At 45.7% G+C, this 15,052-nt stretch carries 14 protein-coding genes; all 14 read right to left on the reverse strand.

Annotated elements, in window-relative coordinates:
- Positions 1–220: 220 nt before the first annotated feature.
- From ACXAER_RS08775 to ACXAER_RS08840, 14 genes are read right to left on the reverse strand one after another with little or no spacing between them, the layout of a single operon-like run.
- The gene (locus tag ACXAER_RS08775) at positions 221–3,943 is read right to left on the reverse strand and encodes a DUF6701 domain-containing protein (RefSeq protein ID WP_474828418.1); all 3,723 of its coding nucleotides are present in this window, start codon (positions 3,941–3,943) and stop codon (positions 221–223) included.
- On the reverse strand, positions 3,943–4,416 hold the full coding sequence (locus ACXAER_RS08780; protein ID WP_474828420.1) for an agglutinin biogenesis protein MshP: 474 nt from the start codon (positions 4,414–4,416) through the stop codon (positions 3,943–3,945). Before ACXAER_RS08780 ends, ACXAER_RS08775 begins: the two co-directional genes overlap by 1 nt.
- Positions 4,417–4,423: 7 nt before the next feature.
- Positions 4,424–5,167: a prepilin-type N-terminal cleavage/methylation domain-containing protein gene (locus ACXAER_RS08785; protein ID WP_474828422.1), complete on the reverse strand. Its 744-nt coding sequence runs from the start codon at positions 5,165–5,167 to the stop codon at positions 4,424–4,426.
- Complete coding sequence (locus ACXAER_RS08790) at positions 5,167–5,688, reverse strand: prepilin-type N-terminal cleavage/methylation domain-containing protein (protein WP_474828424.1); 522 nt, start codon at positions 5,686–5,688, stop codon at positions 5,167–5,169. The genes ACXAER_RS08785 and ACXAER_RS08790 overlap by 1 nt, the downstream gene beginning before the upstream one ends.
- Positions 5,678–6,139: a type II secretion system protein gene (locus ACXAER_RS08795; protein ID WP_474830545.1), complete on the reverse strand. Its 462-nt coding sequence runs from the start codon at positions 6,137–6,139 to the stop codon at positions 5,678–5,680. The genes ACXAER_RS08790 and ACXAER_RS08795 overlap by 11 nt, the downstream gene beginning before the upstream one ends.
- 1 nt (position 6,140) lies before the next feature.
- Positions 6,141–6,638 (reverse strand): prepilin-type N-terminal cleavage/methylation domain-containing protein, encoded by a 498-nt coding sequence (locus tag ACXAER_RS08800; RefSeq protein ID WP_474828426.1) that lies wholly within the window; start codon positions 6,636–6,638, stop codon positions 6,141–6,143.
- Between the two features lie 22 nt (positions 6,639–6,660).
- A complete protein-coding gene (locus tag ACXAER_RS08805; protein ID WP_474828428.1) occupies positions 6,661–7,248 on the reverse strand; it encodes a prepilin-type N-terminal cleavage/methylation domain-containing protein in 588 nt (195 codons plus the stop codon).
- A gap of 44 nt (positions 7,249–7,292) precedes the next feature.
- Positions 7,293–7,793 carry a hypothetical protein gene (locus ACXAER_RS08810; protein ID WP_474828430.1) on the reverse strand — a complete coding sequence of 167 codons (501 nt, stop codon included), beginning with the start codon at positions 7,791–7,793 and terminating at the stop codon, positions 7,293–7,295.
- Positions 7,794–7,823: 30 nt separating this feature from the next.
- Positions 7,824–9,053 carry a type II secretion system F family protein gene (locus ACXAER_RS08815; RefSeq protein WP_474828432.1) on the reverse strand — a complete coding sequence of 410 codons (1,230 nt, stop codon included), beginning with the start codon at positions 9,051–9,053 and terminating at the stop codon, positions 7,824–7,826.
- Complete coding sequence (locus tag ACXAER_RS08820) at positions 9,053–10,765, reverse strand: GspE/PulE family protein (RefSeq protein ID WP_474828434.1); 1,713 nt, start codon at positions 10,763–10,765, stop codon at positions 9,053–9,055. The genes ACXAER_RS08815 and ACXAER_RS08820 overlap by 1 nt, the downstream gene beginning before the upstream one ends.
- A complete protein-coding gene (locus ACXAER_RS08825) occupies positions 10,765–12,084 on the reverse strand; it encodes a tetratricopeptide repeat protein (RefSeq protein ID WP_474828436.1) in 1,320 nt (439 codons plus the stop codon). Before ACXAER_RS08825 ends, ACXAER_RS08820 begins: the two co-directional genes overlap by 1 nt.
- A complete protein-coding gene (locus ACXAER_RS08830) occupies positions 12,081–12,983 on the reverse strand; it encodes an ExeA family protein (protein ID WP_474828438.1) in 903 nt (300 codons plus the stop codon). The genes ACXAER_RS08825 and ACXAER_RS08830 overlap by 4 nt, the downstream gene beginning before the upstream one ends.
- A gap of 2 nt (positions 12,984–12,985) precedes the next feature.
- Positions 12,986–14,734, reverse strand: a complete 1,749-nt coding sequence (gene mshL, locus ACXAER_RS08835) for a pilus (MSHA type) biogenesis protein MshL (RefSeq protein WP_474828440.1) — start codon at positions 14,732–14,734, stop codon at positions 12,986–12,988.
- Positions 14,718–15,044 carry an agglutinin biogenesis protein MshK gene (locus ACXAER_RS08840; RefSeq protein ID WP_474828442.1) on the reverse strand — a complete coding sequence of 109 codons (327 nt, stop codon included), beginning with the start codon at positions 15,042–15,044 and terminating at the stop codon, positions 14,718–14,720. Before ACXAER_RS08840 ends, mshL begins: the two co-directional genes overlap by 17 nt.
- Positions 15,045–15,052: the final 8 nt, after the last annotated feature.

The following is a 15,052-nucleotide window of genomic DNA, read 5'->3' on the forward strand; positions in this document are numbered from 1 at the left end:
CCAAAATAACTACTTTATTGATAAGCAAATTCGGCGTCAGCCCCACAAACGCATAATGCATACGCGCTTATCATTTGATTCCTACATTAGAACCATTAATGACCCCGAGAACGTTAGAAGGTTCAAAAACAATTAGCTAAATATTCACACCTTTTTACAATGAGGCCGCTACCGCTCGGCCTACCTGTAATGTCGTGAATAAAACTATTTAACTGCCTTATTAGTTATTGATTTGTTCCCGCTTGTAAATGATGTTGTCGTTTCCTCTATAAACACCATAGGTCAGCGTGGCGCTAGGCGGGTTGTCAGCTTCACCATCTCCATCCCAATCCCAAAGCAACCACGCTTCGGAGGTATAAGTTAAAGGATAATTACCCGCTCCATTTGGCGATGATAAGCGCATACCTTCGCCGGTGACGTACGCACCTTCACTTAGGGTTCCGTCTTCAGAAGAAACTAGCTCACCTGAGGCATCATTTATATTAGCGTGAGCAAAGTCTGAGCAGCTGTCGTACGTGTTTATGCGCCACGTTTGACCATCCCAGTATTGGGTACGAAGGGGAAGCAATAAGGCTTCATCTGCACCGCCATAGTTGTTAATTAACGTGGCTCGGCCGTAGGCAAAGCTGATCGCATCACCAAAATCATCAACACAGGAACCCGTACAAGAAAGCCCATTAAAGTTTGCGTTGTCAATTTGTCCACTATCAGCCACCAGCGCAATAGATGCATCCATATATGCTCCATCGAGTGCTGCGCCACCCAAGCGGCTAAATGCTATATCATCGTCAGAAAAGGTAATTTGACCTGTAGCACCGCTTTGAGGCCATGAAATCGTGTTTGTATTTTCTAAACGGTCTAACAAACTTCCGTCATGTTCAACTTGCAGCCCAAGGTTTGTTAGTTTGTCGAAGCCATCATAGTAGTTCGCAGTGCGGCTGCCTTTTTGGTTAAGGGCAGTAAGAGTAAAGCTCACTTCGCTGATGGGTTGGCCAAAGTAGTTGAACGCATCGTTTGCAGCGCATGCTGCCACCACGGTTCCTGACAGTGAAAAATTCGATGGTGCAAAGCGGCCCACGTTATCAACTCGGCCTAATACCGTGGTATCGTTCAAGTATGCACTTTGAGCAGCAATAGAAATGACACCCACCTCATCATAATTTAATGACTGATTAACTTTCCCCTCGTTGTCAAAATTAACGCTTATGAGGCTTAATGAACCTGTTGTCCCACCTGCTGGCAATGTTTGCTGAGGTGTCAACGCAACGCTACCAGAATAATGTTCAGCGGTGTTGTTATTGGCTAATTCTACGAAGTTATCTGGGACACCATCGTTATTACTGTCTTCGCCATCCACCCACTGCGCCGCACGAAGACCTAGCACAAAGTTTTCTCCCGTGCGCTTCAGCAGTGAGCCACCCGCGTTAGTCGCATACCCGTTGAGATTCGTACTGGTGCCACTGTCATTTAAAATGTCCATAGCAAACCCAAAAGGACGAACCGTAAAGATATTTGAAGACCCGGATATTGCTGTCCTGTCAGTGATTGTTCCTGTGAGCGATAATTCACCCGCATCAGGATACTGCACGGTAAACTCAGCGCGAGAGTTTGCGTCAAATTGAAGTGCGAAGGTATCCGCAGATAACCCAAGTTCATACGTATTATTGTTATTTGACAGGGCCACCTTATTCGAGCAATTGCTAGAACTTGCGCAGTTGTAGTTTAGGTTCACGTCTACGACTTTATTTTTTAAGAGCTCGGAATTGCCGCACGCCTCAATAGCATAATTTTTACTATTGAAGCCTTGATCAGATGGCTTGCCCGACAGCTGGGTAACTATGGTCGCATTGTTGTCGGTAAGATTCTTAAACACTAAACCATCGTCTTCAAAATTAATCTTACACCCTTCAATACCTACATCCTTTCCCCCAATAAAACAGCGAAGCTGTGAAGATGGCGTTTCTCCTAACGTAGCAAGCTTTGTATCGTTTCCTTTCAGGCTGTCTAATGCTAACGAAATCTGTCCAGTAAAAGAGACGACATCATTTCCGCTCCACTGAAAATTAGCATTGTTTTGCGGAGACAGATTAACCGTTGAAGGCTGAGAGTAGATGAGATCGCAATTCACATCTGCACAAGCCTTAAGCGTTATCTGTTTAGCCGCACAGCTACTGCCTTTGTTGTCCGCTAATTCATAGCGATAGTGATTAAGTACTTCGATAACCTCACGACCACATATGCCGGGAATATTATTCGGTACTTCGTTTGCAGTAACTCTAAGAGGTGCTGGAAGAGTTGCCGTTGTTGAAGAAACGGATTCAATTCCTCCACCAGCATTAAAACGACCAATGATGGTTTCATCACCAACATTAGCGAATGTGACCGAACCTTTTGCAATAACTAAGGCGTTAGGGTTAGAGCCATCAATAACTACGTCGCCGTCTACATAAATCGCTAGGTAAGCACCATCAGCAACAGTAACGTTGGCATTGGCCATAACGAAGCGGGTTGGCTCGCCAACTGGATTTGTACCTGGATCGGAAATATAGATGCGTGTAGGGGCTACGACGTTATAGTTACCCGCTGCCATCAGCACATTTTGCCGGCTGAAGTAGTAATCCCCTGCTAAATTACCGGCTGCTATTTCGGGGCCGCTGTCATCAACAGTGATGCTAGGTATTGCTCTAGCTTGTGACTCAGTCAGTGAGTCGGTATTATTCACTGTACAGTCGACACCCGGCTCTCCACATTTAGGGTAATCCACGGTGCCAGCTGTCCCTCCGGGAATTAATTGCGTTGCACTGAGTACACCGCTGTTTTCATCGATAATACGGCTATTAGCGGGAAGGTTAATGGCCGAGCCGCCAAATGCTGCTACCGCTCCAGGGAATGCCACGTCACAACTTGGCACTTCACCGCTGAACACAAATTCTGATGTCATGGCTAAAATACTGGCATCTTCTTCGGCGTGATTACGTTCTGAATCTAAACTTCGGTCTTCATCAACGCGAAGCCCCAATCTATTTTTGTTTACCTGACAACTGCGCAGCCACCCTCCGTCTTGACCATTGCGGCTGATCTTACTGGCAGCAACCAATGGGGTTTGCGTATAAGAGTTCTTAAAGTTATTTCGAAAACAGCCGTCGTCCCACCCCTGAATGCGCACGTCTGCAAAGTCAGCCTCCCAGACTACCTCTACACCATTGTCGTCGAAGAACCTGCGATCAAACCCTTCTGTTGTAGCCATATAAGCGACAGTTTCTGTTCTTGTTACGGGTTCATAATCCGTTTCTGATGCTTCCAAGGCGATGTAGTAGGAAGGCGCTTCATATTTTGCTGCAATGGTTAAAAATGGCAGTAAATGCTCATTGGGAGGTTTCTTACCATTTACGTCTACTTGGTTATTCACGGTTTGAATAGAATGGAAGAAAACGGGTCGCTCGCCAAAGTCTGTCTGAAGAGGCACTTCTGCGTATCGCGCATTTTCATTACCAGGCACTAATGGTCCTGTTGGAAAATACCAGGGAGAATTGGTAGCAGCTTGGATGGTAGTAGCATCCAGCTCCATTTTTCCTACCTCAACAATATCGCCGTCAGGGAATTCGTGAACGCCGTAGGCAATCGCTAGGTAATGACCTCCCATAGTGATATGAGGGCCATCTTCACCAGAGGGCTCAAGGGGCAATGCTTCAAAGCCCGTTCTGGTCACGTTGCGAATTTTAACGATAGCAGGGTTACTCCCCTGATTGGTCGATAGCATGAACACGGCCGGAGGCTCGTCATACACCTGCGAAAAGCTTATAGTCGTCCACTCTGCTTTATTGTAGGTATTTTGAAGCTCGATGAACCTACCTTCGATTTGAGGGACGGCTAACACGGGCATTGCCAATACAGATAACATCCCAATAAAAAGGACTCGAACAAGAGATATACGAAATGTCATTATTCTTCCTGCCTCACTTCAACAAGAACGCGTTTTGAGGTTTCAAGCTGGCCTGCACTGCACTGTGCTTCCGCACTCAACGCATAAACCCTAATTTCACCAGCGGCTACTTCTGGCTCTTCGACCTCGGTCTCTACTTCACAAGATAGCGTAATAAAACAATTCTGCACGTTAGCTGCATTAATAATTACTGGCTGAGTAATGGCGGTACAAGCAGGGTTAGCACCGTTAATGAGTCTCGAAATCGCAACTTCCATTCCGCTTTGCGCGGCCAAATAAGCGCGAGCGCCATAATATTCAATAGATTGCTGACGAATATTAGATGAGATTTGATTAGACAAGGCTATACCAAGCCCTAAAAGAACAATGCTTATTATAATCGCAACTATTGTTGTAGAGCCTTTTTGGCGAACTGGAGAACCAGACAAACCAAGAATACGTTGGCCTCTTCGGTGGTTTATTAACTGGGGCATTTCTTTACTAGGGCACATTAGGGAAATGAACCTCGTGTACAACGGATATTTGCTCATCATCACTGTTTTCTAAGGTCATTTGCAGCTCAATAAGACCATTTTGTCGTAGCCCCGCAGTTACTACGTTCGCGCTCCACGACGACACATTAGTACCAATAACGCCGGAAGTACCACCTTGCGTTCTGATTAAACGCTCTCCCTGAGCGGTAGATGTTCTGCACACTGTTACTTGCGCTTCAGGAACAAAGAAGCGTTTGCCTGGAGAGGATTGTGTGTTCGCGTCGCTAAGCGTGAGGTCATATTGATTATCGCTAGTCGGCTCAGAAGCGGCATCAGTAATAGCATCTACAGTTCGGCCGTTATCATTCACGCTCTGCGGGTTTGTGGGGTATATAACGAGTGTGTCATTCACACTTAACTGACTATTGAACACGACTACGTGCATGGGATTATTAAACGCATCACCTACGTATGTGCCGCTTTCTTTAATCGGGTAGTAAGAAAGGCACCCTAAACTTGCGTCAAATGACACTGAGTTTGGCACTACATTACGTAGTTCTTTTTCCAGTCGCAAAATAATAAAGCGCGCTTCTGAAACAAGGCGGGTACGCTCTGCACCGGTTATATAAATTTGCGCACTTAAAGAAATCACTTGGGCGACAGATACGCTAATTACACCTAAAATAGTGATCACTAGAATAAGCTCTATAAGCGTAAAACCGCGCTGACGCTGTGCTTGTCGTGGAAACATTAATAGCTCCCTCGATAAGCGCTAAAGTTGTAGATTTGGCCGTCTGGTGCAGTCACGGCTATATCAATTCGCTTGAACGTTTGACCGTCAGTGAGCGTACTGTCATCTAAGTCACTGTCGTAATCTACCGTTACCGTAAAAGCAAAATTGTTGTAGTTACCGCCGACGTTACTCACTACATAGCCGTTGTAATCGTCAACATCATCATAGTCGTCTTCGCTCGCCTCTTCAGGGCCAAGTGTTGTTGAGCAATTTCCTTTGGTATTACAGGTTTCAAAAGGCGGGCTTCGGTCGCTGTTTTCATCAAACGAACGGCTTAGAATATCGTTCATTAACGACTGACCTAACTTAGCTGCTTTTACTTGGCGAAATGGCTCAGCCGTTTGCTCAGCTTGCGGAACAATAAGCGATAACACTATTGTTAAGCTGATAGTGAATACAACAATACCAATTACTAGCTCTAACAAAGTAAAGCCTTCACTGCGTTTTTTACGCGTAGGAAACACTGCGCTAGCACGCATAAATGGCCCCTTCACTTTGCAAACACATGGCAAAGGTACTTATTTGAATTTTGCAGTTAGTTAAGCAGGCAATGTTGCTCGGTCGGCCGAATCCGTCAAACCGAATTTGCGAAAAACTATCGCCGTTATCATCTGCAGTTTGGAAGATAAAGTCGGTGTTGGATGCGTTAACAATTTGATCGTCATCAAAAGCAGTGGAAAGAGCGTTTGCGCAATCGTGCCCTGCGGGGGGAGCAATAACTGTACTCGTTATTTTCACGCAGCTGCTGTCTTGTACGTTTTGCATGGCGCGAAGCTGCATATTGCGCACTAACTGAAGGGTTCTGTCGCGAAGTGCAATGGCTTCTTCAGTATCGCTACCAAGAAAGCGAGGTGCGGCGGTAACCGCCAGCACCCCAATAACCAAAATGGTTATTATAAGTTCTACTAGTGTAAAACCGCTTTTCTTCACATTACTGAACGCAAGTGTTGACTTCAATCGACGGGCGCTCGCCTTCGGCTGTTGGATTTGTATATTCTACAGTACACGCAGCGTCCGCTGCTGTTGGAGCTGTGTCAGAGTAAGTTCCGAACCCTGTGTAATATATAATCGCAACGCCTGCCCCATCAGTAGAAACTTGGTATTCATCTGGTAGGTCTAGCAAAGCTTCGAAATTAGCAGTTGTTTGACCTGCTGGATATCCATATACCAAAGATACTGTTGAAGAGCCTACGTCTACACTTTGAGAAGCATCGCTCGTTCCCGCCACGTCATTAATTAGCGCTTTGCCATAAACAACAGATGATGAGGATTCCAAAGATCCAGCGATACCCTGTAATACAGAATCACGTGCGTCGTCTTGAAGGTTCAAAAACTTAGGTGCTGCGGTTACCGCTAGGATACCCAGCAATACAATTACAATGATTAACTCGATTAGGGTGAAACCCTGTTGTGTTGATACTTTTTGCATAATCAAACTTCCTGAGTATTAATTAAAAAACAGTAACCTGGCCAGTGGCTGGGTTGTAGGTGAAACCGTCAAACGTCGTACCGTCAGGCGTGCCGTCTGCTGGTGCTGCATTGTTAGGTAAACCCATAGACTCAACTAAGTAGTAAACACAAAGCGTGTTTGTGCCAGAGTCATCTGAACGTACCGCATATCTGAAGTCAGCAACGACCGTATCGTCCGTTGATGTTGTGTTAGTAGGCGCTGACTGTAGAATTAGGTCAAATGTGTTTTTACATTCGGCATTGTCCACCGAAGAAATAAGCGTATTGCCCGCTGGGCTGCCTGTGGGATAGCCAATGGTGCCATCTACGCCCACTGGCGTTTGATCATAGGTGACTACTGTGCTGTTAGCGCCACTGTTGTTGCCGCTTGGGCGGCCTTCCACTTCCCACTGTGCGCGCACAAGACCAACAGCAGCCGCAAAGCCCCCTGCTACACCTTCTACACTGGCTTCTCGAGCTTCATCGGTAACGTCAATAAAACGCGGTAGTGCCGTAGCCGCAAGCAAGCCTAAAATAATTACAACAATGATAAGCTCTATTAGTGTAAAGCCTTGCTGTCTCGTGTTCATAGCATCTCCTAGATTACAAATAAGCGCATAACTCCGACGCTTAGTTAACTTCTTTTTTCTCTTACCAAGCCGCTATCGGCGTGGTACTCGAACCAAACCTTGTCTTGAAAAAAGTATGCACATCGCAAATAGCCGTTCACGTATTCATCGTTTACCGATACTTCAGACGACATATCGAATTCTCTTAGTGTCGCCAACGTGAACATATATTCACAGGCATTCCCTAACCCAGCCTCAAGCCCTTCAGGCCAGCCTTTTATATTTACAAATAACTCTGCAGCGACTTCTTGTTGGCGCTTCTGCTTTATGTCGCCACTGGCATCAAAGTCAATTTCGTAAATCAAAACCTTTGATTGCTTGGTCTTTATCCACTGGGCCCTTGCCAACATAACAACCCGCTGAAACTGAGCCACTGCGTTTTCTTTGTTAACTTTTTCAGCTTCTTTTATTACTGGCGTTGCGTGATAAACATACGTAGCAGCCACAACAGCAAGCACCAAACCAATCACAATAAAGTTAAATAACCCTGACTTAGTGCTAGCCACGCTTTACCCCACTAAAATGACGCGAAACTCTTACCCGCCCTTTACCGCCGACATCATGTTCCACATTGGTGTAAATATGCCAAGCGCCAGTATTAATACCATTACCGCTACAAAACCTATCAAGATAGGTTCAATTTTGGCCGTTAAGCTCTTAAGGTCGAAATCAACTTCACGTTCATAATAATCTGCGCTTTCTTCTAAAAGCGGCTCTAGCCGACCGGTTTCCTCACCTACAGCTATCATCTGTAGTACAAGTGTAGAAAACAGTTCGCTATTTTTCGAAACTCTCAGCAAACTTTCGCCTTTTTCTATGCCTTGGCGCATCTCTTTAATGCGCATTTGCATATGAGCGTTATCTACAGCATCCGCTGTTAGTGACAAACCCGCCGTTAACGGTACACCTGCCCGCAGAATCATAGAAAAGCTACGGCTATATCTTGCTAACAATGATCGCTCAATAATGCTGCCTACAACAGGCAACTTTAGTTTAAATTTGTCCCATTTAAGTCGTCCATTAGTCGAATTAACGTATTGTTTAGCCGAAAAAATTGTTCCAATTAGTACAATTAAGATTAACCACCAGTAGTTTACAAAGAAGTTTGAAGTGCCTATTAGTACGCGAGTCATTATAGGTAGCTCGGTGTCGAACCGCTCAAACATTTGTGTGAAAACGGGTACAACGAAAAGATTCAATATAAACATAGCAATAGCGAGTGCTATCAATACAAATGTGGGGTACCGCAACGCAGATTTAATGCGTTTTCGTGTTTCCTGTTCTCGTTCAAAATAGAGGGCTAACTGCAGAAAAACATCGTCCAGCTTACCGGTATTTTCCCCTACTACGACAACAGAAATGGTCAACCGCGTGAAGACTTTTTCATACTTTGTCATGGCCGAAGATAAGCTTCTGCCCTGCTCTAACTGATCGGCTATATCCTTTAAAATTTCTTGGAAACGCTTATGTGAGGCGTTTTCACTTAGCCCTTTAATTGCCCGAATAATCGGAATACCCGCTTTTAACAACGAGTACATTTGGCGAGAAAAGATGATCATCTCATCCAGTCCCACTTTAGCTTCGAATAAGTGGCCTATGTCTAAGCCACTGCCCGCTTCTGCTGCCTTTTTAGTTTCTTCTATCGAAATAGGAACTATGTTTTTAGACAGTAAAGCCTGCGCTGCGGCTTGTGCTGAGGCAGCTTCAATAACCCCTTTTTCAGGACCACCTTGAGTCGATTTACCCGCATAGCTAAACTGAGGCATTAGTGGTTCACCACCTCAGGAACAAACTCAGCGACTTTGAAGACCTCATCTAATGAGGTTTTGCCTTCAGCTGCATAATCAAGAGCCATATGAGAAAGTGGAACAAAGTCTTTGTTGGCCTTTGTCGCGTCAACAAACCCCTGCGTATCGTCATCTCGCAGCGCTTCCATCATATCTTCGTTCATTTCCAAAAACTCGAAAACACCAATACGACCTTTGTAACCTGTGTGGTTACAGCTATTGCAGCCCCTACCTTTGTAAAAAGTCGCATTTGCTAGTTCTGGCTTTAGGAAACCTACCCATGCTTGCTCTTGCGCGCTTGGCGGCCGCTCTTCTTTACAGTTGTCACATACACGACGTACCAAACGCTGCGCCAAAACGCCACGCAGTGATGTTGCTACTAGATAGGGCGCCGCGCCCATATCGATAAGACGGATGGCGCTAGTTACAGAGTCATTGGTGTGAAGCGTACTTAAAACCAAGTGGCCAGTTAGTGCTCCTCTCAGTCCTATTTCAACTGTTTCTTGATCGCGCATCTCCCCTACCATGATAATATCAGGGTCTTGTCGAAGGGTGGTACGTAAAATTGACGCGAAGTCGAGACCAATTTTTGAGTTAACTTGCACCTGATTAACACGAGGCAAACGATATTCAATGGGGTCTTCAGCGGTAATGATTTTCAAGTCTGGCTTGTTGAGTTCGCTCAATGCGCCATACAAGGTCGTAGTTTTACCTGAACCTGTAGGCCCAGTGACCAATATCATGCCGTGAGGTCGGTTTATTGCTGCGCGAAATTTCTCGGCCATCGCATCCGGCATCCCCGTCTGATCTAACGTCAAAAGACCCGCGGATTGATCTAGCAAACGCATCACCACCGCTTCACCGTTAGCGACAGGCATGGTGGAAACACGCACATCAAGGGTGTGACCCTTCACTTTAATATTGAAACGCCCATCTTGAGGAATGCGCTTTTCTGATATGTCGAGTCCAGACATTAGCTTTAGCCTAAGTACCAATGCCGAGGCAATTTTAACCTGGTTTAGCGTGTTTTCCTGCAGCACGCCGTCAACACGCTGCCTTATGCGCAGAATATTTTCATCTGGCTCAATATGAATATCAGATGCACGCACCTGTACTGCATCTTCAAAAATAGAGTGGAGTAGTTTTACTACTGTGGCATCTGAAGTGGTATCGTCTAAGGCAGAGAGTTCAAAATCGGCTTCATCGGCATATTCTTCGCCCAACTTTTCTGCAAATGACGCAATATCTTGAGTGCGACGATACACGGTATCGAATGCTTCAAGCATTTGATGCTCTTGCACGATAGCTAGTTCAATATTGCGAGGAGCTACTAGCGGCCCAAGCTGGTCAAGACCGCCTAAATCGGTGGGGTCGCTCATACCAAGCAGCACTTCATCGTCGTCAGCTTCTAGTACTAGCGCGCGATAGCGTCTTGCATAAGTTTCTGGTATAAGTTGCGCCTGCTCTGGATCAATTCGGCGCTGTGTTATATCTAAAAACGGAATATTGAGCTGCTGCGCAAGAAAGCGCAGAAGTTGAGGCTCGCTGATAAACCCTAAGTCAATAAGCGTATCACCCAGTTTGCGCCCAGATGAACGCTGTGCAGATAGTGCATTATCAAGCTGTTCGCTGGTAATAATATTTTCATGAACTAATAAATCGCCGAGGCGCATCTTTAATCGAGGACGCATTAAGGTTGCTCCTGTAAATCAGTTAGGCGGGCACTGGCATATTGCGATGACGTAGAAGAGAGGCCACCGATTGCTAGGGCTCTGGAATATGAAGAAATAGCCAAACGCTTGTCTTCCAGTGCATCATAATTAACCCCCAGTGCCAGCCACCATTTAGCGTTATTTGGTTGTAGCGAAGTCATGGCACTAAACGCCGAGACAGCTTGTTTTGGTTTGTTGATGGTTTGTGCAGAGGTGCCCTTTAGTATCAAGTAATCGATACGTTTTTCAGCCAGTGCTTTTACATCTAAGCTGTCAGGCATCAGGTTCAATACTTCTTCAAAACGACTTTCTTGAACCAAAATTTTGGCCATAAGCTCGCGCCACACTAACGACTCTGGCGACATCACAACGCCTTCTGAAAGCACCTGTAACGCTTGTAGGTTGTTATTCTGTCCAAAATAAAGCGCGGCCAATTGTTTACGAGCCTCGGTGTTTTCCGGGTAGGTAGACAGTGCAAGAGTAAAGCTTTTTTGGGCGTCGTCGAAAATTCCAAAACTGTAAGCTTTAAGCCCAGCTTCTAAATGAACAGCGCTTTGTTGCTCTGGAGATTTAGGCGTAACGTCAATTGCTGGCTCACGCGAAATAATGTTGTCTGGCTTAGGCGAGCTTAATTCACCGCTTGTTTTAACGTTTGTTCCAACACTTGTCTTGTTGGCCGTTTGTATATTTGCTTGTTCTTGGGTTAAGCCAGAGGCTTTCACTCCTGCCGCACCAGTTTCTTCTGCCTCAGCTGTTGTGGTCTCGGCTGCAGTTACGGTTGTCCCTACGTTTGACTTAACATTCGAGCTTGCGTTTGAAGTATTAGCAGCTTGCGCACGCTGCCTATATTCAGCCTCGTCGTCGACTATCGTCTCATCAATACTATTAAATACAATCTCGGCCACGTCTGACGGCGCATTTTGGTATGCCAAATCTTCTTCGGATAACGGCGTAGACTCCATACCTTCTAACTGTTGTTCGGCACTATCGACATCTTGCTTAGAAGTACTTTCACTGTCAGTTGTAATGGACTCATTTTGCACTGAGCTTGCTGCTGAATTCGATACATCGACTTTTGCAACAGTATCAGGGCTACCTGTATTAACAGCACTCTTACTATCCCCTGACTCAGTCACACTATTAAACACCAACCAAATAACTAGCCCTAGTACAATGAGCGCAATTAGCGCTTTTGGCCAAAGCGAACGATTTTCGACGTGCACCGTAGGTGGCAAGCCAAAATCTTCATTCTGGTTTCGCTCATCTAGCGATTTTAAGGTGTCATTTAAAATGCTCATAAGCCCTGCGCCCCGTAAAGGTAAAGCGCACTTGCTACAGCAACCGCAGCTATGGAAAAAATAACAATGCTTTGTCTAGGAACAAGCCTTCGCTTGCAGTCATCAGTATCAAACACTGCATTTATCGTATGTTGCCAAGTCGCAGCGCTTTTACCCTGGCCGTAAGCGCGAAGAAGAATTTTGTGGCAAACAATATTAACCAACCGTGGCGTTCCTCGGGTGACTAATGCGATAAAAGCCCGTAAACCTTTAGAAATTAACTGCTCGCTGCCGCCGGCCGTTGTTAGTCTATGGCCTATGTAATATTCCACTTCTACCGACGTCATTGTGCGCAGCGTGTACGAAAAGCTGATGCGCTGACGAATTTGCCTAACCTTCGGGTTTGACAGGTTAGCGTCAAGCTCTGGCTGACCGAATAAAACAATTTGAAGTAGCTTACTTTTCTCAGTTTCTAAGTTGCTAAATAAGCGCAGCATCTCAAGTGCATCCCAGCTTAACGATTGCGCTTCATCGATAATCAGTACTGCTTGCCGCCCCTCTTTTTTTAGCGCCAACAGCTTGGTCTCAATAGCACTGTGTAACCCCTGCGCCGCCGCATCATTACTTATATCAATCCCTAATTCATTGGCAAATGCTATACGCAACTCGTCAGGGCTAAGGTATGGATTCGGTAAGTAACAGGCTACAAATTTATCCGAAAGGTGATTTATCAGTTTGCGGCACAGCAGGGTTTTACCCGTACCTACTTCACCGGTCACTTTGATAAAGCCTTCAGACATACTTAACGCAGACAAAATGACTTTTAACGCTTCATTGTGCGGCGCCAGTGCACAAAAGAAATCCGTGTTCGGCGTGAGCGAAAACGGCATTTCTGTGAAGTGATAAAAGCCCTGATACATAATTAGTTTCTATACCACTGGTCAAGCAAAGACTGAGTGCGAAGGCGCTGCTTTTCCCACGTATCTGGCTGTACCACAGAAGGGCGAATAAGAATAACCAATTCGCGCTTGCTCTGGGTTTTCGCTTTGTTTTTAAACGCGTTACCTATAATAGGGATGTCACCTAACAGCGGCGTTTTGGATTCTTGCTCGCTAGTAACCGTTTCCATTAACCCGCCGATCACCACAATTTCACCGTCGCGAGCGCGGATCACGGTGTCTGATTCACGAATATTGCTTTGTGCTAGCGGTAACAAAATTTGTTGGTCACCTACTTGGATAACCTTTGTCTGTTCCGCCGTTTCTGTTACTGAAGGGTGAACATGCAGTATTACAGAGCCACTTCTGTCTATTTGCGGTGTTACGTCCAGCGCGATACCAGAAAAGAAAGGAGTAAGTTCGATGTCATTCTCGTTCTCTGTGCTTGTTGTGCTTTGATCTTCACTGGTCGACACATCGGTAACAAAGTACTCGTCTTGCCCTACTTTAATAACGGCCTTTTGGTTGTTAGTTACCGTAACGCGAGGGTTACTTAGCATTTGCACGTCACCCTGGGTTTGAAGCATATTGATAACACCATCAAAGTCGCCGCGAGAAATACGAAGCGTTGATACTCCACCGATATCGGTAGAAATAGTATTGCCTATAGCATTAACCGCATTAATAGCAGGGTCGATTCCCGCTGCAGTGTTTGCTGCAAAATTAGAAGCAAGCGCCCCGCCGCTAAACCCAAAATTGAGGCTCCCCGTTAAGCCGCTTGCTATACGGTCCCATCTAACGCCTTGTTGGTAACCATCATTTAGCGTGACTTCAATAATGCGAGCTTCTAGCACCACCTGGCGTTGCAGGCTTTCTTGGCTTTGGTTTAAAAAGTCTTTCACCACGGCAATTTCGCTTGGTAGCGCGCGCACCGTCACCAACCCCGCCTGCGGTGACACCACCACCTGACGGCCTTCAGTAGGTGATACCAGTACTTTTAACGCTTCTTTTAAGTCACTCCAAAAATCGTTTTCACTGGTGGTTTGAATATTTGAACCGTTGAGCTGCTGTATATTGTTGCCGCCAAGACCACCTTGGCCACCAAAACCACCTTGACCGCCCAGTGCGTTACCGCTGATATTATTGTTGCCGTTAATACCACCGTTGTTACCACCGTTATTTTGGTCCTGCTCGCTTACTCCACCTGCAATCACGCTGACGTTCGACACACCGAAACGCTTGATCATAAGAAAGTTGACCGGGATAGACTCTGTCTTTAACTGCGACGGCATTACCTGTATAACCTTACCTTCTAAAAATACATCCAGCGGATACATTCTAGAAATAATCGTAAGCACATCATTAAGCGCTACGTCTTTAAGCGTTAAGCTAATTTGACCAGACACCGCTGGATGCACAGCCACGCTATAAGGCGTATCTTCCACCAGCGCATCGAAAAACGGTTGAACATCCACATTATTAGCAGATACGGCAAATAGCTTCTGAGACGTAGGAGCTGGAAGCGACTGATAGCGGGCCACTTCTGACAGTAATTCTTGGTTTAACTGTGGGGGTGGCTTGGGTTTGCTAACAGGCGCATTATGAGAACGATTGAGTTCATCGCGAATATGCGGTTTCACTTCTTCGCCAACACCATAGGTTTGACAACCCGCGATAACAAACGCCGCAGCTAGCACCAGTGCGTTAGAAATAAGGCTATTTTTTAATTTCATATGCATACATTCTTAGTATTTTCTGCTGACGACCGTCAGTTATAATCACGTGTTTAGGGTTTATTTTAGACACAGTAAACTCATTGAGCGTGTCGCCCTCTCGATAAGACTTGCCAGAGATGATCGCGCTGTAACCAGAACTGCGTTTAAAAATTGACTGCAGTGCCAATTCGCCATCTAAAAGGTTGCTTTCGCTTGCACTTGCTCCCTTGAAAAGGGCGGGCTTGGTTGGGTCTACGGCGGCTATTGCAGGTTTAAGAACGCTACCTACCACCAACAAACTAAATATGAAGTATTTCACTGTACTCACCTAGACTC

It is taken from the genome of Alteromonas sp. AWJ4_199, assembly GCF_056159165.1.